General features: G+C 31.5%; 14 protein-coding genes and 1 tRNA gene. 8 read left to right on the top strand and 7 right to left on the bottom strand.

The window, feature by feature from the left end; genetic code table 11:
* The first annotated feature begins 8 nt into the window (after window positions 1-8).
* Window positions 9-1,280: a Pycsar system effector family protein gene (locus ASC41_RS01350; RefSeq protein ID WP_055434843.1), complete on the top strand. Its 1,272-nt coding sequence runs from the start codon at window positions 9-11 to the stop codon at window positions 1,278-1,280.
* On the opposite strand, the gene ASC41_RS01345 is transcribed toward ASC41_RS01350, so the two are convergent.
* Window positions 1,270-3,669: a GAF domain-containing protein gene (locus ASC41_RS01345; protein ID WP_055434842.1), complete on the bottom strand. Its 2,400-nt coding sequence runs from the start codon at window positions 3,667-3,669 to the stop codon at window positions 1,270-1,272. The genes ASC41_RS01350 and ASC41_RS01345 overlap by 11 nt on opposite strands.
* Window positions 3,670-3,916: 247 nt before the next feature.
* Window positions 3,917-3,998: transfer RNA gene (locus ASC41_RS01340), tRNA-Leu, on the bottom strand.
* Window positions 3,999-4,111: 113 nt separating this feature from the next.
* Between ASC41_RS01340 and ASC41_RS01335 the strand changes: the two genes are divergently transcribed.
* Entirely contained in the window at window positions 4,112-5,500 is a 1,389-nt protein-coding gene (locus ASC41_RS01335; protein ID WP_055434841.1) for a dipeptidase, read from the top strand.
* 69 nt (window positions 5,501-5,569) lie between these two features.
* Here ASC41_RS01335 and ASC41_RS01330 read toward each other — a convergent pair whose 3' ends face one another.
* Entirely contained in the window at window positions 5,570-6,928 is a 1,359-nt protein-coding gene (locus ASC41_RS01330) for a M28 family peptidase (protein ID WP_055434840.1), read from the bottom strand.
* Between the two features lie 113 nt (window positions 6,929-7,041).
* Between ASC41_RS01330 and ASC41_RS01325 the strand changes: the two genes are divergently transcribed.
* The 3 genes from ASC41_RS01325 to ASC41_RS01315 all read left to right on the top strand — a co-directional run bounded on the left by ASC41_RS01325 (window position 7,042) and on the right by ASC41_RS01315 (window position 11,357).
* Window positions 7,042-7,407, top strand: a complete 366-nt coding sequence (locus ASC41_RS01325) for a BlaI/MecI/CopY family transcriptional regulator (protein WP_055434839.1) — start codon at window positions 7,042-7,044, stop codon at window positions 7,405-7,407.
* Between the two features lie 2 nt (window positions 7,408-7,409).
* The gene (locus ASC41_RS01320; protein WP_055434838.1) at window positions 7,410-10,133 is read left to right on the top strand and encodes a M56 family metallopeptidase; all 2,724 of its coding nucleotides are present in this window, start codon (window positions 7,410-7,412) and stop codon (window positions 10,131-10,133) included.
* A gap of 123 nt (window positions 10,134-10,256) precedes the next feature.
* On the top strand, window positions 10,257-11,357 hold the full coding sequence (locus tag ASC41_RS01315; protein WP_055434837.1) for a DUF4407 domain-containing protein: 1,101 nt from the start codon (window positions 10,257-10,259) through the stop codon (window positions 11,355-11,357).
* A gap of 53 nt (window positions 11,358-11,410) precedes the next feature.
* On the opposite strand, the gene ASC41_RS01310 is transcribed toward ASC41_RS01315, so the two are convergent.
* The 4 genes from ASC41_RS01310 to ASC41_RS01295 all read right to left on the bottom strand — a co-directional run bounded on the left by ASC41_RS01310 (window position 11,411) and on the right by ASC41_RS01295 (window position 14,785).
* Window positions 11,411-11,989, bottom strand: a complete 579-nt coding sequence (locus ASC41_RS01310) for a PhnA domain-containing protein (protein ID WP_055434836.1) — start codon at window positions 11,987-11,989, stop codon at window positions 11,411-11,413.
* Between the two features lie 64 nt (window positions 11,990-12,053).
* Window positions 12,054-13,055, bottom strand: a complete 1,002-nt coding sequence (locus ASC41_RS01305) for a type I phosphomannose isomerase catalytic subunit (protein ID WP_055434835.1) — start codon at window positions 13,053-13,055, stop codon at window positions 12,054-12,056.
* Between the two features lie 21 nt (window positions 13,056-13,076).
* On the bottom strand, window positions 13,077-13,574 hold the full coding sequence (locus ASC41_RS01300) for a glycosyltransferase family A protein (RefSeq protein ID WP_055434834.1): 498 nt from the start codon (window positions 13,572-13,574) through the stop codon (window positions 13,077-13,079).
* 26 nt (window positions 13,575-13,600) lie between these two features.
* Entirely contained in the window at window positions 13,601-14,785 is a 1,185-nt protein-coding gene (locus ASC41_RS01295; protein WP_055434833.1) for a response regulator, read from the bottom strand.
* A gap of 180 nt (window positions 14,786-14,965) precedes the next feature.
* Between ASC41_RS01295 and ASC41_RS01290 the strand changes: the two genes are divergently transcribed.
* From ASC41_RS01290 to ASC41_RS01280, 3 genes are read left to right on the top strand one after another with little or no spacing between them, the layout of a single operon-like run.
* Window positions 14,966-18,055, top strand: a complete 3,090-nt coding sequence (locus tag ASC41_RS01290; protein WP_055434832.1) for a hypothetical protein — start codon at window positions 14,966-14,968, stop codon at window positions 18,053-18,055.
* A complete protein-coding gene (locus tag ASC41_RS01285; RefSeq protein ID WP_055434831.1) occupies window positions 18,055-19,272 on the top strand; it encodes a hypothetical protein in 1,218 nt (405 codons plus the stop codon). The genes ASC41_RS01290 and ASC41_RS01285 overlap by 1 nt, the downstream gene beginning before the upstream one ends.
* Complete coding sequence (locus tag ASC41_RS01280; protein ID WP_055434830.1) at window positions 19,266-20,780, top strand: glycoside hydrolase family 2 TIM barrel-domain containing protein; 1,515 nt, start codon at window positions 19,266-19,268, stop codon at window positions 20,778-20,780. The genes ASC41_RS01285 and ASC41_RS01280 overlap by 7 nt, the downstream gene beginning before the upstream one ends.
* The last annotated feature ends 132 nt before the right edge of the window (window positions 20,781-20,912 follow it).

The following is a 20,912-nucleotide window of genomic DNA, read 5'->3' as shown; positions in this document are numbered from 1 at the left end:
AAGATAATATGTCTATAATTATTGAAAAAGCAGAAAAGTTTGTTTTGGACCTTTTTAAAGAAAATCTTCCAAATACATTTATTTATCACGATTTTACACACACAAGACGTGTGTTTAAAAGTACAAAAGAAATAATAAAAAATTCTGAAATAAATGTTAATGAAGAACAAATTCTACTTTTAGCTGCTTTATTTCATGATACTGGATATATTAACGTTAGAGAGGGACACGAAGAAGAAAGCGTTAAAATCGCAACAGAATTTTTAACCTCTGAAAATATTGACCAAGATATAATTGCTGGTGTTAACAAATGTATTATGGCTACAAAGTTTAAAGATTCGCCAAACTCTAAACTAGAAGAAATTATTCGTGATGCAGATTCTTCTCATTTTGCTAAAGAGTATTTTAGTGAAGCTAGCGAATTCCTAAGAAAAGAATACGAAGTGCAGGATATAAAAAAATATACTGCAAAAGAATGGAGAGAGGAAAACATAAAAGTATTAACCCAAATCCATCGCTATTACACGCCATATGCCATTAAACATTGGCAGCCTATAAAAGATAAAAATATAGCTAAGCTTATGAAAAAGAAGAAAAAAGGCAAGGCACAAATGGATAAAGAAAAACTAAAAGCAAAGTACAAAGCACAATATAAAAACGAAAGCCCAGAGCGTGCTATTCAATCTTTTTACCGAACTGCTTTACGTAATCATATTAAATTAAGTGATATTGCAGATACTAAAGCCAATATATTACTATCTGTAAATGCTATTATTATCTCTGTGGTTTTAGCTAATTTAATTTCAAAATTAGACACTAACCCTTATCTCACTTGGCCAACAGTAATATTCACTTTATTTAGTGTAATTTCTATGGTCATGTCTATTATTGCAACAAGACCAAATGTTACAAGTGGTCAATTTACAAAGGAAGATGTAGAAAATAAAGAAGTTAATTTAACCTTTTTTGGAAACTTCCATAAAATGGATCTTAAACAGTTTGAATGGGCAATTAACGAAATGATTAACGACAAAGAGTACATTTACAAATCGTTAACTAAAGATTTATACTTTTTAGGAATAGTGCTAGAACGCAAATACAGATTGCTTAGAATTACTTATACCGTTTTTATGATTGGTATAATTATTTCTCTAATCTCTTTTGGAATTGCTGTTAAAAATAATCCTGGAGTTAACTTAAACGACGTGTTAGACACTACATCTCAAATACAAACAAAATTGCCTAACACATTAAAAAACGATTATGTGGTTAAGATTTAATCTGTTCCATTAAATCGTTATATGTATAATATTCTTTTTCGCTAGATTGTTTTTCCTTAGACTGTTTTTGGTATAAAATATTAACTCGTAAAGCTTTTAAACCTGTAACACCTTGTAAGTCTTCTAAATCAAGAATTTCAACTTCATCTCCAAGCTTACGCTTAGACTGTAAAAAGTTAATGTATTGCAAATACTCTAACTCATCTTCTTTCTGAGAGTATACAATAGTTAATTTCCCTTTAGTTGTAATACGTTCTGTTGTACCTTTTATATTGGCTTTATCTACTCGCTTTTTTACGACTTCGTATCTTGCATTATATGTCCCGTCAACATCAAAATGCTTCTCGTCTGTTCTAAACCTAATCGATAACGGTTGGTTAAACACTAAAATCATGGAAGCAACATCTAAAGCTATTGGGTATTTATGTTGTTTATTATAAAACGCAATTTCCATATCAATCATAACTTGCATTTGCCACAAACGCAGGTTATAAAGATAAATTTCGCTAAAAGAATCCTCTTTGGTAATAGATTCTCCAATGTACATATTGTGCTCTACTCCATCAGTTTTAAACCGTTCGAAAAAGTGAGGATACATTACCTGTGCATTAATTTGCTTTTTATCTAACAGAGACGACATGTTTTTGTTAATTAAACTTATAGTATCATCGTAGTTTTTTCTATAGTAATAAAGCACATCAAGATCTTCATCAATCTTGCTATAATAATCCTCAATATCCTCTGTTAAATATGTTTTTGTTCTTAATTGAAATTTAAAAAACGTTTCTATTTCATTTTTAAAAAATTGAGTAATTATTTGTTCACTGTCTACTTTAAAATCAGTTTTTAATGCTTTTTTGTAGATTTTTATTTGAAATAAAAGTTGTTCAAAAATTGGTAATTTTTCTGTTTTAAAAGCTTGTTTTATAATTCTTTCAACCATTTTAAGCTGAAGTGATAAATCTTTTTGAGTTGCATTATTCCTAGCGTCAGATGATCCTTTCACATCTATTTGTCCAAACAAAGGATATACATTACTAAAGGTAATTCTATTAAATGTTGGGTTATCAGTCCCATCATATTCCTCTTGCATGAATTTTCTTGCTGCATTCTCAAATTTCCATTTTACACTTGGATGGATTGAAGTACATTCTCTTTGAATGATGGCTTGAATTAAATTCTCCTCATCTCTTTTAGAACGTTTTACTGCAGATAATATAAATGGCATAACATCTACCAGTTTATTAGAGTTTATACTATTTAAAGCTTTAGGTGTTTTAGATACCAACTCTAAAACTGCTAATAACTCACCGTTTTCTGCTATAGGAGCAAAAATGGCACTTTTTACACCTTGTTGTTTTAAAATTTTTACTTGAGGTGCCTGACCTTTAGATTTTTTAAAACTCCTATCGACATCGGATATAGCGAAGTTTGTTTTCTCTTTTATTATTTTATCATAACTGTAATGACAAAATAAATTATCACACTTAAACTCTTCTTTAGCCTTTAATAAATAACTACTAATGCTAGAATCGTGCACTTTCATTAATGTATCTTCTTCCTTATTATATATAGAAAAACCTACTTCTAGATCCGTAATATTTAATAATGATCTAAACACCTTCTGAAAATCACCCATAAAGCCTTCGTCTTTACGTTTATTATTTCCTATTAAGGTGGTTTTAATGCTAGATATTGCTTGATCATCTGTAACATCAAAAATATTAGAAATTACAAATCCTTTTGAAAGGTAACTATTAGGTGGGAATTTTTCTTTCCAAATTTCTATATTATCAAAATTGTCTAATAATTCTTCAAAATCTTCTTCTGTTAATTTTGGAGCTTTATCTGTGGCAACAATTTCCATAAAATCTGCATTATACAAAATCTTATAAGTTCTTACAATACCATTAGCATCTGGAATCTCGTAGTATAATGGTCGCCTAAAATTAGCATTAAACTTATAACAAAGACTCATTATAATGGTGCAACCTAAAATATACCAATCGTTTTCTGGCATATTTTTTATTACTAATTGAAAATCTGGTCCAGCAGTTTTTATAATATTCTCAAAACGTTTTGATGCATTGAAAATAAAATTATGATAAGGTACACTTGCTGTTTTTATTTCATTTAAGCTTAAAACTTCACTAAAAGAATCTTGCAATAAAATTTCGATTTCCTTTTCGTGCTTTTTTAAAACTGAGGTTTTACTAAATCCTTCACTTAATATTGGATATAAATTACGTATTTCTAAAACACGATTAGCCTTAGCTGCAATAAATGGATCGCTGCTATTAGCTAATTCCTCATAACGCTCAATTAATTTGTTAAAACTAATCTGTAACGAAAAAGGTAAATTAATATTGTCGTTTAGGTCTTGAATCATTGTTATAAAATATGTACAAAAATACGCTTTATAATGGTTAGTCGCGTTTTCATTGAGTAAATGACGCGTTTTTTAATAATAAAAGCGTCCAGCAGTATATTTCTTCTTTTATCTGAGTTGGAAATTTTTTTATTCTATCAAAAAAATAAAAAAGTTATTCCTATAAATTAAACAATAGCACTCTTAAAGCCTCACTATAGTTATAAAAAAAAAGCCTCAACACAATGTTGAAGCTTTTTTTATTCTGTACGGGCGGAGAGACTCGAACTCTCACACCTCGCGGCACTAGATCCTAAGTCTAGCGTGTCTACCAATTCCACCACGCCCGCAACTTATCCCGATAATTCGGAGTGCAAATATAAACAATAGTTTGAATATTCATAATAACTATAAACAAAATTATCATCCTTTTTGTATTTTTACATAAACTCAATTATTTTCAATGAAAAACATAACAACTTACGTTCAAGAAAACAAGCAACGTTTTCTTGATGAATTAATAGAATTACTAAAAATACCATCGATAAGCGCAGACTCTGCTTACAAAAAGCACACTATACAAACTGCAGACGTAGTTGCTAAAAGTTTAAAAGAAGCTGGATGCGATGTCGTTGAAATTTGCGAGACAGAAGGTTACCCAATTATCTATGCACATAAAATAATAGATAAAAACCTTCCAACCGTTTTGGTTTATGGACATTACGATGTACAACCACCAGATCCATTAGAGTTATGGACGTCACCACCATTCGAACCTGTAATTAAAGAAACAAAATTACATCCAGAAGGTGCTATTTTTGCACGTGGTGCTTGCGATGACAAAGGGCAAATGTACATGCACGTTAAAGCCATGGAATTTATGACAACGCAAAACCAACTACCATGTAACGTTAAGTTTATGATAGAAGGAGAAGAAGAAGTTGGAAGTGTAAACCTTGCTAAATTTGTAAAACAAAATCAAGAAAAACTTTCTAACGACGTTATTTTAATTTCTGATACTGGAATGATTGCTAAGGATACACCTTCAATTACGACAGGATTGCGTGGACTAAGCTACGTAGAAGTTGAAGTTACAGGTCCAAACAGAGATTTACATTCTGGCCTTTATGGAGGAGCTGTTGCAAACCCAATAAACGTTTTAACAAAAATGATTGCTTCGTTACATGACGAAAATAATCACATTACTATTCCTGGTTTTTACGATAATGTAGAAGAGCTATCTTTAGACGAGCGTGCTCAAATGGCAAAAGCACCATTTTCTTTAAAAGATTATAAAGAAGCACTGGATATCGAGTCGGTTTACGGCGAAGAAGGTTACACCACTAACGAGCGTAACTCTATAAGACCAACTTTAGACGTTAACGGAATTTGGGGAGGCTACACAGGCGAAGGCGCAAAAACTGTAATTGCAAGCCAAGCATTTGCAAAAATATCTATGCGCTTAGTGCCAAATCAAGACTGGGAAAATATTACCGAATTATTTAAAAACCACTTCGAAAGCATCGCTCCTAAAGGTGTTACTGTAAAAGTAACACCTCATCATGGTGGACAAGGCTACGTAACACCAATAGATAGTATTGGCTATAAAGCAGCAAGTGCAGCATACGAGGAAACTTTTGGAAAAACACCAATACCACAGCGTAGTGGAGGAAGTATTCCTATTGTTGCATTATTTGAGCAAGAGCTAAAAAGTAAAACTATTTTAATGGGCTTTGGTCTAGATAGTGATGCTATACACTCACCAGACGAACATTTTGGAGTGTGGAATTACCTAAAAGGAATTGAAACTATTCCTGGTTTTTACAAGCATTTTACAGAAATGTCTAAATAAAAATAAAATGCCACTACTTTTTACTTTCCATAAGGTAAAAAATAGTGGCATTTTTTAATTTAAGTGCTTCTATTCTTTAATTATCTTTTGGCTAATCTCTTTTCCATCAACTTTTAAAGTAACAAAGTAAATACCATTATTTAAACCAGAAAGCTTCAATTTAGTCGAAGTTTCTTCAATACTTTGTTCCATTACTACCTGACCGTTTATATTAATAATATTTAATTCCGCATTATTAAACACCGGTAATTCAATATTTAAAATGGTTTTAACTGGATTTGGATATATTTTAAAGCCTTCAGCATTAAAACGTTCAATACCTAAAGTATTTACAAAAACACACTCACTAGTTTCTATACAACTACCACTAGTAATTTCCACCTTATAGTTACCATTAGTAATTGCTGCAAACGACTGATTTGTTTCTCCAACTATATCTATATTAGTATCACAATTTATCCATTGGTATGTTGCTCCTGTTTGATCTGCTGTTAATAGTGTTCCGTTTTCTGTTACGGTATTTTCTATATTAATTAATCCGGCTTTTGTAGCTGTATAAGCCATTACTAATTTTGTTATTTCATGATAGTAAGGCAAATCTAGAGTACTCACTCTATCTCCTGCGCTATGATAATGTTGCGTTTGGTCTCCAGTTTCCCAAGATTCTCCAACTAAAAGTGCTGAATATCCATTACTCCAAAATTTAGAATGATCACTAGCAGATGTTCCTGGATTTACAACATTAGCTGTTAAATTAAAATTATAGGTGTTTAATAAAGAAAGCAAATCATCTTTCATGGCAATAGAATTTGCAATAGGTCTAACATCTATATCAAAATCGTTATCACTAGCATCTATATCGTTATGTGCCATCATATCCATGTTTAAAACACCAAGTATATTATCGTTATTTGCATTTGCTAAATTCGAATAATGTTGTGCACCTAGTAAACCAGACTCCTCTTCGTCCCACAAAGCATAAACAATAGTATTATCTGTACATTGTGTAGACAAAATTCTAGCTATTTCTAAAACAGCTCCAGTTCCACTTACGTTATCATCTGCACAATAATTATCTACAGAATCGTAATGTGCGCAAATAATATAAATGTTATTGGGGTTTGTTTTACCTAACTGAGTCGCAATTATATTTCTTCCATTAGTATTAAATGCTTGATCTGTTATTGTAATATTATTTAATTTCTGAAACTGCTCCTTTAAATAATCTGCTGCTAAATCATTATTAGCTTGCTCTCTATTAATAATGGTAACTGCATTACCATTAACGGTTGTTGGCACTTCTCCACTAAACTCGTTTAAGGTAAGCGTAAGATTATCTAGACTTACTTGATTTATTAAATCTCCTACTGTTTGAGCAGAACTTTGTAATGAGAAAATAAATATTAGAACAACAATTATATGTTTCATTTTGAGTTTTTTTTGGCTAAAGATACTCTTTATTAAAACATTCTCATGCTCTACATTTGTAGAATAGAATTATTTGCTCTACATTTGTAGAGAACAATCTAAAAATGTAGAACATGCAGCTTACAAAAACCGAAGAAGATTTAATGAATTATTTATGGAAACTAGAAAAAGCTTTCATGAAAGACTTATTAGTAGCTTATCCAGAACCAAAACCTGCAAATACAACTGTTGCTACACTTTTAAAACGCATGACAGATAAGGGTTTTATAGCTTATAATTTGTTTGGCAACTCTCGTGAATATTACCCTTTAGTAAAGAAAAAAGATTATTTCTCTAAACATGTAAACGGCTTAATTAAAAACTTCTTTAACGATAGCAGCTCACAATTTGCTTCGTTTTTCACAAAAGAGACTAATCTTTCTAAGCAAGAATTACAAGAACTACGTGCAATAATAGATACTGAAATTAAAAACAAGTAATTATGGAAATCTTAATCTTAAAATCGGCAGCATGCTTAGCTATTTTAATAGCCTTCTATAAATTGTTTTTAGAGCGTTTAAGCATTCATAAATTTAAACGTTTTTATTTATTAGCGGCATTGGTCATTTCAATTGTGATTCCGTTTATTACGTTTGTAGAATATATAGAACCTATTTACAACGTTGAAACTTTGGTAACAAATTCGTTTACTATGCCTCAATATTTTCCAACAGAAACAATAATAGAAGAACCAACAAATTATTTACCAATACTATTATGGAGTATTTATGGGCTTGGTGCTTTACTTTTTGCATCAAAATTTGCTATAAACCTATTTGGTATCGTTTCGAAAATTAATAGAAACGAAAAACAAAAACACAACAATTTTATTTCAGTTTTATTAAACGATTTAATTGTACCTCATACCTTCTTTAGCTACATCTTTTTGAATAAAACAAAGTTTGAAACAAAGGCAATACCTGAGGAAGTATTATTACACGAGCAAACACACGCCAAACAAAAACACACATTAGATATTTTATTTATTGAGCTCTTACAAATTGTATTCTGGTTTAATCCATTACTCTATATAATAAAAAAAGACATAAAACTTAATCACGAATTTCTAGCAGACGAAGCTGTTTTAAAGCAAGGTATAGACTCATCAACTTACCAAGAAACATTGCTTCAATTTACTTCTACTGCAAACCAAATGCCTTTAGCGCATGCCATCAATTATTCATTAATCAAAAAACGATTTACAATTATGAAAACACAAACCTCAAGAAAAGCCATATGGCTTAGAAGTTTATTATTACTACCTCTTTTAGGTGGATTACTTTTTAGCTTTAGCGGAAGAGAACAGGTTGAGAAGGACGCTGAGTCTATTACAATAAAAACTCCAACTATTCAAGAGTATAAAATCAGTAAAAAAGACTACGCCCAAATTTCATATAATTATTATCAAAACAAAAGTGAAGACAATCTAAACGCTATATTAATGTCTCACAAAAAAATGGTTGAAATTTATACAAATTTAGAGTACAAAGACAAACTAAAAGTTAACTCTCCCGTAAACCTATCTAACGAACTAAGTATAAAGTCAATTACAAGAGAAGAAAAAACAACGACTAACATTCCTGTTTTAGAACTTAAACAAAATCCATTAAACTTAATCCTAAATGGAAAACAAACATCTTTAACTACAATTAAAGAAGATTTTATTAAAGTAACTAATGGAGATAAATCTGTTTTAAAAATTGAAGCAAAAGGAGCAGTAGATTACGATATTATAAAAAGTATAATGTCAATAATCTCTAAAGATTATCTAATAAACATCAAATTATCTGAGGAAGCCTATATACATGACAATACAGATTACTCAAGTCAAAACCCAACACTTACAGTAAACGGAATTACTTGTGATGGTTGCCAACTAAACCTATCTAAAGAAGGCATTAAAAACATTATTCTATCTACAACTACTGGAGAAAATATTTTAAGCTTTAAATTTAAATATCCAGGAAAGCCAACAGAAAGTATTAAAGGAAATGTTTTAAATGAAACAGCAGTAGCTTATATAACAGCTGCTAAAAAAGGTGATGTTGTTCAATTTTTTGATATTAAAACAGCTACAAAACAAAAACTAAAACCTGTTATAGTCACAATTGTAGACAAAGATGATATAAACTATTCTCATTCCCCAATAGTAAAAAAAGGTGAACAATCTATATTACCACCACCTCCACCACCTCCAACAAAAGCACCTCAATATATAAAAGGTAAAAAGCTAACCTTGAATGAAATTATTGATAAAACACCTGAAGGAGTAGAATCTGGTTTCGAAATGTTAAAAAATGGTGAATCGCATTATTTTACTGTGTATCAAGGCAGAAAAACATATTATAATAAAGATGGCTATATTACTGATGAAAACGGAAAAATATTACCTCCACCACCTCCTGCGCCTCCAGCTCCTCCAAAATCTACTGTTGAGCATGCAAAAGAAATGGCTAACATAAATGCTGATTTCTATTATAATGGCAAATCAATTTCATCTGACAAAGCAATAAAACTTTTAGAGAACAACTCTAAAATGAACATTTCAACCCATAGTAATAATGGAAAAAGAACTGTGAATCTATCAAACAAACCTATTACGACAGTAAATGGTAAAGTTGTTAATAATGAACCCCAAACAGGATCTCTAGATATAAATGGAGAAAGACATTTTTATTCTATAAAAAATGGAATAACCCGATACTATAATACATCTGGCGCTGAAGTTGATAAAAATGGTAAAGCGTTAAAAACTTCTAACAAAAACAATAAAGATTCTTTTTTTGAAGACAGAAAAAGCACCTACCAAAATGAAAGAAAAGCTAGGATTCAGGAACGTAAGAAAATCCTTGAAGAAAGAAAAACATTGGTTGAAGACAGAAAAAAAGAAAGAGAAACATTGCTTGAGGAAAGAAAAGAAATACTAGAAAACAGAAGAAATCAAATTAGAAGACCTCTATCTGAACAATTTAAAGGCATGGAAGCTAACGGAACAACCTTTTTCTACGAAGGCGAAAAAATCTCTGAAGCAAAAGCTATTGCACTTGTAAAAGAAAATCCAAAATTAAATGTATCAATGCAAACTAATAATGGAGTGTCAACAGTTCATTTATCTAAAAAAGGGATTACCACGGTTAATGGTAAACTAGTGAAAAAAGAAGAATAGTCCTTCATTTATTTTTAAGATTGATTAAAGCCTCTTCACAGAGGCTTTTTTTTTGTTAAATAGTGTAACAAAAAGCATGTTTTAGCGTTCTAATAGTCTAATCATCAATCAAAATCAATCATCATGCTTAAACACTTTTTTATTACCTGCTCTGGTGCAGATACAGACATTCTTAAAAGCAGTTCTAACGGCGAACAAAACAAATACGCAGGCATTGGCGCTACTGTATTTTTTACCGCTGTTATGGCTTTTATAGCTTCTAGCTATGCGCTTTTTACTGTTTTCGATAATCTCTTTGCAGCCATTGGCTTTGGCTTTGTATGGGCTTTACTTATTTTTAATTTAGACCGTTTTATTGTTTCAACTATAAAAAAAAGAGGCAGTATTATAGATCAAATTATTCAAGCATTACCAAGACTAGTATTAGCATTAATTATTGCTATTGTTATTTCTAAACCTTTAGAATTAAAGATTTTTGAAAAAGAAATTAACCAAGTATTACTAGAGCAAAAAAACGAACTTACGCTTGCTAACCAAGACCAAATTGCACTTCAGTTTAATCCAAAAACTAAAGTTTTAGAACAGGAAATTTCGACTTTAAAAAATGAAATAGTCACAAAAGAAACCGAAGTTAATGCACTTTACGCTGTTTATATTAATGAAGCCGAAGGTACTGCCGGAACAAACCGTTTAGGTAAAGGACCTGTTTATAAAGAAAAACGTGATAAACACGATACTGCTTTAGCAGAATTACAACAACTAAAAACTACAAATGCTGAAAAGATTACAGCTACAGAAATTGCAATTACCAACCTAAAAACAGATTACGATACACAAGTAACCACATCGCAACCAATAATTGATGGTTTCGATGGTTTAATGGCTAGAGTTAATGCTTTAAACACTTTACCTTGGATACCTTCTTTCTTTATCTTCCTACTATTTTTAGCTATTGAAACTTCTCCTATTTTCGCAAAACTACTATCACCAAAAGGTGAATATGATTTTAAATTAGAAGATCAAGAAACAGCTATTAAAACTTTAGTAGACCAAAAAGTAGCAGAACGCAAACTAGCACTAAAAACAGATTTTATAATTAACGATCGTGTTTACACAGACATTGCTGAAGAAGATGAATTGTATGAATACAAACGTAAAAAAGCACGGGAATTAATGCAATTACAAGCTGATGCTTTTTATAACGGACAAAAGAAGTTACTGTAATAAAAAAAGGCTTACCAAATTGGTAAGCCTTTTTTATTATAATTTAAAACGATCTATAATTTTTTAACGTATTCTGTTATAATTACAATTTGAGTTGGACCTACTTTACCTTCAATAAAAGTAGCATTGTCTCTATCTAAACGAATGTTTCTAACAGCAGTTCCTTGTTTTGCAACCATACTAGAACCTTTTACTTTTAAATCTTTAATTAAAACAACAGAATCTCCATTATCTAAAATTACTCCATTAACATCTCTATGGATAATTTTATCTGCTTCATCTTTATGCTCGTCTGTTAGTCTTGCAATTGCTAAAGCATCATCATCAAGATACATCATGTCCAACAAATCTTTAGGCCAGCCTTCACCTCTTAAACGTTGTAACATTCTCCAAGCCATAATTTGCACTGCAACGTGCTCGCTCCACATACTATCGTTTAAACACCTCCAATGGTTAACATCCATCTCTGTCTTTTTTTCTATTTGATCCTCGCAATTTGCACATAGCAAAACGCAAGTATCTACAGTTTCTGTTAATGATGGTGGAATATTATATTGTCTTGTATCTTTATTAGAAGTACATAACTCGCAAGTTGTATTGCTTCTATCTTGTAACATTTGAAGTACGCTCATTGGTATATTATTTTTGATATTTACAAATATAACAATTGCTTTGTGTTATGCCATAAAAAGAGGACTAAGATGCGTGTTGTATACTTTCAGACAAAGTACTCTTTACATAAACCTCTAGTAATTTAGCATTATTTGAATTAAATGTTACTTCTTTTGTATTTGCTGGAATTAATATAGTTTCTCCCATTTTTACAGTCTCTGTATGTAAACCTGCAGTAACTTCCGCTTCTCCTTCTACGCACATAAAAACTACAAATGAGTCTAAATTAGAATACTCCTTAACTTGACGCTTTGTAATGTTCAATATATTAGTTGTAAAATACTCACAGTTAACCAAGTTTGTTTTAGTATTTGGTTGTAAAGTATAATTTGCTTTTCCGTTTGAGTCGAATTGCCTTGTTGCTTTTTCTGCTAATTGCGTGTGTAACTCTCTTTTATGTCCAGAATCGTCTGTTCTATCCCAATCGTAAACACGGTATGTAATATCTGAAGTCTGTTGTATTTCGGCAGCTAAAACACCTGCTCCAATAGCGTGTATTTTTCCAGCTGGAATAAAAAAACTATCGCCTTTTTTAACTTGCTCTCTGTTAAAAACAGCATCTACATTACTAGCATTAATATGGTTTAAAACTTCTGGATTTACGCTTTTATCTTTAAGTCCTAATACAATATCTGCATTATCATCACTATCCATAATGTACCACATTTCGGTTTTACCAAAACTATTATGATGCTTTTTAGCCATTTTATTATCTGGATGCACTTGTACAGATAAGTCTGTTTTTGCATCTAAAAATTTAATTAGTAATGGAAAGTTGTAACCAAAATTAGCGAAATTATCTACTCCTAAAAGTTCTGCTTCATGATCTGATATTAACGTTTTTAAACTCGCACCTTTATAAACACCATTACTTACTTCTGAAATATTTCCGTTTACGTCAGATATTTCCCAGCTTTCACCAACATTATCTTTATCGGTATCTTTCCCTAAAAGGTTTCCTAATTTATTACCTCCCCAAATTTTCTCTTTTAATATTGGACTGAATTTTATTGGATATACTTTCATAATAATTGATTTAGAATTGATTTAGAATTGAGTTAAACATTGACGGTCAATAAATTGATTATTTACCTTTGTTTTTTTCAAATACTCTATTACAGAAAATAGACTTTGAAATAGAGTAAGCTTTATATCACGCCTTTTTAGAGCTTCAGCATTATAATCGACAATAACCTCATGGTTTTCACTTATTGCTTTTATTAAACTATTTAATCCTTTGTATTTAATATTTAGTAAATTGACAGAAATATAACCTAAATGCTTTAAGTTAAACTGACTAAACATAAATCTTGCACCTGCTCTTACTGCTGAAACGTCTGACTTAAATTTTCTTATATCCACTACAGATACATTTTGTAATCTAGCCTCTTTTATTTCTTGCAATGCTAAAATTGTATTGTCCTTACTTGCATTATTCACTAAACAAAATTGAATATCTTTAGCTTGACTAAGTTGTTTTATAAAAATGGTTGTGTCTATGTGTTTTTCGTTATTATGAAAAATTATTATGATACCTGTTTTCATGATTTAGGGATTTAGAAAGTTGGTGATTAAACTACTTTTAATTCAGTTGAAATAGCTTTTTTTACATTTTGCTTTTTGTTTCTATAAACCCAAGCAATTTGACCTAATTGTCCAACAATTTTTACTGAGTCCTTCATTGATAGTTTAGAACCATCTGCATGAATCCATCTTTTTAATGGTTGCTCACAAAGCATTGCTTTTGCTTCTTTTAATCCAAAGTGGATACTCATTCTTTTAAAAATTTCTACATCAAAAATCCATTGTGTTACAAACTTTTTACCAAAAGCGATATCAATTACATCTTTATGAAAGATTTTAGCACCACATTGTGTGTCTTTAAAGTCCATTTTTAAAATCTTTCTGATAATAAAATTAATAGTTAAACTAATTACTTTTCTAGCAGATTCTTTAGTAATATTTGCTCCCATTCTAGAGATGCGAGAACCACTTACAATTTTAAAGTCTGAAGTTTCGATAGTCTTTACCAAATCATCAAAATCTGCTAAGTCCGTAGATAAATCTGCATCTAAAAAGCCGATGTAATCTAAATCTTCTTTTTTAGCCATGTGTAACATTCCTAAACGTACAGCTTCTGCTTTTCCTCCGTTTTTTTCACAATCATAAACCGTTATAAAATCTTCTCTTCCTTTTTGTAATTCTTTTAAAACTTCTAATGTTTTATCTTTACTTCCATCGTTCACAAAACATAAATGGTATCCTGAGTTTTTATCTATATAAGTAATAAATTCCTCACTTAATAAACGCTCTTCTTCGTTATAACAAGGGATAACAACACCAACACAACGTTCTTGTATCATTACATCACTTTTAATCACTGTGTTTGGTCCTTCTGGAGCACCAATTAATCGTTTTACACGTGCACTAATTTCGTTTAAGCTTAATGGTTTTTTCATATAATCATTAATACCTAAATCAAAACCTTCAGTAATTGTTTCGTCTTTAGTATCTCCCGATAAAACCATGATTGGAGTTTGAGAGTTTTTTGTAATTCTTACATATTTTACAACTTCCAAACCAGAAACACCTGGCATGTTAATGTCAACAATAACAAGATCTGGATTAAAAGACTCAAATAACTCTAAACCTTTATTGGCGTCTGTCTCTATTTTTACTTCGTAACCTAATTCGATTAATCTTTTTTGTAAAGGCAGTAATACTAATTGTTGGTCATCTATTGCTAAAACTTTCATAATAAGTGTGTTTACGTGTTGTTGATGGTACAAATGTACAAGAGAAGACAGCCCTAAATTTGTAATTTAGTTTAACCTATAGCTATGTGTCGACGAATGGTAGATTGCTGTAGATAATTAAAAATCAAACCCCTATTATATTTATTTATCTTTACCGTATTATTACTGCTTAGGCTTTATATGAAGGAAACCTCAAACAAATTCTTAATCACCGCCATTCTTTTAGCATTGGCGTTTCATGGTAGTGCCATATTTTTTACTTTGGAAACTACTTATGACGCATTAATACACCTATTTTTTGCAGATCATTATGCAAATAGTTGGTTTGAACCTTGGAACTACGAGTGGTACACCGGTTTTACCGTACAAAGTTACCCTCCTTTAGTACATCAAACCATTGGACTACTGTCCATGATTGGTGGCTTAAAATTTGGAATGTTTAGTGTTGCCTTAATTGCAATTGTACTATTTGTTACTGGTACATATCGTTTTTCTTTAATGATAACGGCTAATAAAACAGTCGCAGGTTATGCTTGTGTATTAGCTGTTTTTAGTTCCTCGTTTGTAGAAACACTGCACATTTTTGGACAGTTACCCAGTATAGTTGGTGTGTCAGTATTAATGCATGCACTACCTGAAATTTATTTATGGCTAAAAACTGGTAAGAAATGGTATTTAGCAACCTCCTTATCTTTAATAGCTGTAACGGTAACCTCGCATCATGTTACGCCTATTTTCGGGATGATATTTTTTATCTTTCCTTTAATAGGAATGGTAATTATGGATGTTTCGCGTGAGCAAGTCAATACCATGAAAGAAGTGACTTTCAAAATATTTTTGAATAGCTTTTTTAAACTTTTTAAACGTATTGTAAGCTTCGGAATGCTATCATTAGTCTTAATCGTTGGATGTATTTTTCCATATTGGCTAAACTCCAAAGCCAACCCGATTACTCAGGTTCCCATTCCGCATGGTTCTCGTGATAATTTCTTAGAAATCACATCCTCAGGATTGGTGTTCTTTTTAATTCCGTGGGGAATTTTACTAATATTATTACCCTATATTTTTTATAGATATTACAGCAAACGCTATCTGTTTTTTGGATTATCAATAACCATTTGCACTATTTTAGGGACCGGAGGAACCACTCCTGTGCCTTTAAAAATGTTAGGCGAAACCGCATTTAATATTTTAACCTTAGATAGATTTACGCTTTGGGCCTCCATATTATCTATTCCTTTAATGGGCGAATTTGTGTATCGTTTTGTTGAAGGTGATTTAAAAGAGCTTATTCAGTCTAAATTTGGTGCTGTTTACCATCGTATTATTGGCGGAATATTAGCCGGACTTATGGTATTTATGATTGTATTTACCATGAGTTTAAATTACTTTAGACCGTCACAACCACAAAAAATTAAGATGTTACCTATTGTTAATTTCTTAAATCAAGATGATCACGATAAATGGCGCTTTTTAACGCTAGGTTTTGGAGATCAAATGGCTTGGTTAAGTGCACAAACTAATGCTATGACAGTGGACGGAAACTACCATTCTGCAAGACGATTACCAGAATTAACCACACGACCAATCGAGCGTTTAGAAAACTCAAAATTTAAAGGAGTTGCAGGAATTGGATCTTTACAGCAATTTTTAACAACACCAGAAAAATATAATCTTAAGTACATATTTTCTAACGATAAGTTTTATGATCCCATCCTATACTTTTGTGGCTGGCAACGCTTACGACAATTAGAGAACGGAATTATGGTTTGGGAGCGACTTAACATCCCTCCTGTAGCTGCTATTTTACCTAAAGAGGATGTTGCTAAATGGGTCAAAATAATGTGGGGAGTCATACCGTTTATGACGGTTTTAGTTGCGTTTGTATTAAATATTCAAATGTTATGGGTTAATGCTTTAAAAACACGCGTAAAACCAATTACTGAATTTTTAAAATTTCCGACTACTTATAATAAGTTTAATAGAAACGTATTACGCATCACGCATCTTTGGTCATTAATTCTTGCTGTAGCTGTGTTTTATGGCATCTATTTATTCTACCTAAAAAACGATTCGCAACGCAGTCCAGAAAATGCCATTATTGCCTATTATGATGCTTTAGACTTTAAAGAATTTGAAAAAGCACATAGCTTAATAGATCCCGAAAACCAGTTGCCAATAGCGCAATACATGCTAGAGATATCGGTAACCGATGGTCTACTAAGTAGCTATGCTAAAATGGATGCTATTGAAACCGAAATTACAAAACGCAACGATAGTACTGTCTCTGCAAAAGTGACTAGCCAGTGGATTACGCCTTTAGAAAAAATTGAAAAAATAGACTATAAATCCCTTTCAAGACGCAAAGGTAAATGGTATTTACAACCAGACGATTTAAATAACGATTTACCACCAGATCAACTTTATTCTGATAACGCAACCAAGTATTTTAATCAAGGTCGTAGGCGTATTACAACAGAAGCAACCCATCATGAAGATATTTTAAAGCAGCCTGTTTTAGAAGTCGTTGCTGCTAAATTAGTACAGTATGATGGTAGTTATGCTATTATTGGAGAAGTCCAAAATGTAGACAATGTCCCAGCAGATGTTATTTTAAAAGGTACGCTGTATAATGACGACAACAAGCAATTAGCAACGTACAATGCAAAGTACCACGTCAAGCATAAATTAATGCCTAAAGAATCTAGTAGTTTTCGTATTAATTTTGAAGGTATTGCTTGGTCCAGAACTCAAGATTCTATTCCGGACACATTTAATCCAGATGAATTTACACCTATCGAATTTGAAGAACAACCAACCAAATTCAACTTGCAAGTTGCAGGAAATGTATCGGGCTCTGACTTATACAAAAACGTGGTGTTAAGTGCCATTAGCATTAAAGACAGTATTATAAACGGAAACTTATTTAATAGTGGCATCCAAGAGATTACAATACCTCAACTTTTAGTAACTTACTATGACGAAAATAAAGACATGGTTTGGGTAGATCATCTATTTGTAAAAGAAGGTGTAAGGCAACAACGTAAGCAAGATTTTGAATATCATATATTACAAGATGGTCAAGTAAAAATAGTAAATACAGACATGAAAAACATTTTTGTAAATGGTTTGCCAAACGATGCTATTGCGGGTAAAGTTGTCCCTAACAGAATTGAAAACCATAGCGACGCCCAATTGCAAAAAATTGACCATCCTGATTTTAGTTATATAAAAATAGAAATTAACACATACATAGGAAGCCCAAATTAATGCAACTTAAACGTACATACATATTTGTTTTAGGTTTGATTTTATTATCATCGTTTGCTATTGTGCAACATAATGACGCTACTAATCCTAGTAAATTAGTCACAACGCAAACAGATTATAATGTTGGTAAACCTATTGTTTTAAAGTTTACAGTTTCAGACGATCAAAAACCATTATTGTATTGTTCTAATAGTTATGGCTCTACTTTAGTTTCGGCTATAGCCGAAGATGGTACACTTCAATATATAATTCCGGAAAACATAACCAAAAAAATTGGTGTTGTAAACTGGGCATTATTAGACAAAAACAAATCTGCTACCGGTCAATTTAATATTAATCCAAAAGCAGAAGTCGCAACTATGGAAACCTATATTGGTCCTCCAAGTATTGAAGCCGGAGGAACCGATTACACCATGTTGGTTGTTATACCTACAGATTCTTTAGATAATCCTGTACCAACAAATACAAAAGTGAATGCGAGGTTTCAGTTTTTAGCTTCCGAAGAAAACGACGATATATTTACTAATAATTTAATTTCCTGGAGAAACATTAATTCTAAACGAGAAAGCGGACGCATGTTAGTCTCTTCAGAAAGTTTGGGAATTAATTCTAAAGAATTCACCATTAATGTATGGGCAGCAATTCCTACAGATTTTAAAATTTCGGCAAAAAGACCACACAACTACGCAGACGGAAATCAAGTAACCACTTTTAATACCTCTGTAATTAAAGATAAGCAAGACAATGTGGTTAGTGATGGTACATTTGTTACCTTTTTTATAACCAACGACCACGGAAATATTCTAAAAACTACTGGTACCACCATTGAAGGTGTTGCACACTCTAAAATTATTCATCCTGATTTTAAAGACAACTGGAGCATTAAAGCCTATGTTGATGGTATGGCAGAAAGTGATACAATTATACTAAGTTATCAAAGTGTTATTGAAGATTTTGACGTTGCTTTTGCTAATAAAAATCGTAAAATCTTAGTTGGTCCTTTACAAAGTTTTATGGAGCAAATGATTCCGGATGGCTTGCACGTCAAACTTTTAATTTACAAAGACAACACGCTTATTGACACCATTATTAAGACCTCTTTTAATGGCTACGTTACTTTTAATTTAAAGCCTGCTGTTTATCAAAACGACACGTATAGTTTTAGTGTTGAAACCGCTGGAATAAACAAAACATTTAATAACAAAAAACTATGGTAGGTCTTAACAAAAACATACTACGTACCATATTAATAATCTCATATATTATGATTGTAGCCTTGATTATATCTGGTATAAGTGCGCTTTTTAGCTACTTAAATACGGGAGCGGACAGAAGCACAATGCTACATACCGAAATACAAAAAGTAGAACAATATGCGCCAAAATTAATTTGGGAACCTTTAAATAACGAAGGCAGACCAATGGATAACGAAAACCTAAACGCACTTCAAAACAACTATTTAGACGCTTGGTACGTTAAACAAATAGCATATCAAACCAATAAAACTGCTGGTATAAAAGATTATTACACAGACAGTGCTAGAGAAAACTTATATGCCTTTATTGAATTAAACAAAGCTGAAAACACAACCATTGAAGCCACAACATTAAACCACAAACCAACTTTAGAGTTTTTTAGCGAAGACGGACAATTGGCGGTTATTACTGATAGAAATGTTGTAGAATATAAACGGGTTTTTAAAGATGAAAAACTAGTACTAGAAACCACAGAAACCTCAACTTATAAAATGGTGTTTTTATTAGAAGATGGCTTTTGGCGTATTAGGCATTTAGTTAAAGAAAGCACTAAACCGTACTTACCAGAAATAGCAAAAATTGAAACTGATAGTTTAGTTATTAAAGGGATTAATTATTATCCAAAAGCGACACCTTGGAACATGTTTGGTGACGCTTTCGCGAAAGACACCATTATTAGTGACTTTAAGGTTATTAAAAATGCAGGCTTAAATTCGGTTAGGATTTTTGTGCAATATGATGACTTTGGAAAAGCTGATGTCGATCCTAAAAAGTTAGAAAAACTAAAACAAACTTTAGATGCTGCAGAAGAGCAAAACCTAAAAGTAGTAGTAACATTATTTGATTTTTATGGCGATTATTCTGTGATGAATTGGACCTTAAACCAACGTCACGCAGAAACTATCGTGTCTACCTTTAAAGACCACAGCGCTATTATTGCATGGGATATTAAAAACGAGCCAAACCTTGATTTTGAATCTAGAGGAAAAGATATGGTTATTGCTTGGTTAGACAATATGATAGATTTAGTAAAATCTATAGATAATGTGCATCCTGTAACTATTGGTTGGTCCAACACACAAAGCGCACCCATTTTAAAAGACAAAGTAGATATTGTATCGTTTCATTATTATGAAGGCTTAAGCGAATTGGATGCTGCTATTAAAACAATGCAAATAGAAATACCAAACAAACCGTTAGTATTGCAAGAATTTGGAATGTCATCCTATAGTGGGTTTTGGAAACCATTTGGAAGCTCTGAAGAAGATCAAGCTAATTACCACAAAAAAATCCAAGAGATTATTGCTTCTAATAAGTTGCAATTTATGTCTTGGACTTTATATGATTTTGTTGACGTACCAACTGCTGTAGTTGGACGCAGACCTTGGAGACGTAATACCCAGAAAAAGTTTGGATTTATTAACAAAAACGGTGTAAAAAAGGCATCGTTTAAATATATTACACACTAGTAATTGTCTGTTTTACAACTATTTTTTTAGTCTTATAAAAACGAAAAATCTCAAATTAAGTAGATTAATTTTGAGATTGTTCGATAATAATGTCAATAAAATGACACTTGATATATTATTTGCTTGGGACAA

The sequence above is a fragment of the Lacinutrix algicola genome (genome assembly GCF_001418085.1).
Lineage (GTDB): Bacteria > Bacteroidota > Bacteroidia > Flavobacteriales > Flavobacteriaceae > Lacinutrix > Lacinutrix algicola.
The sequence above is the reverse complement of the archived record's forward strand: the minus strand, read 5'-3'. Positions and strand labels throughout refer to the sequence as shown.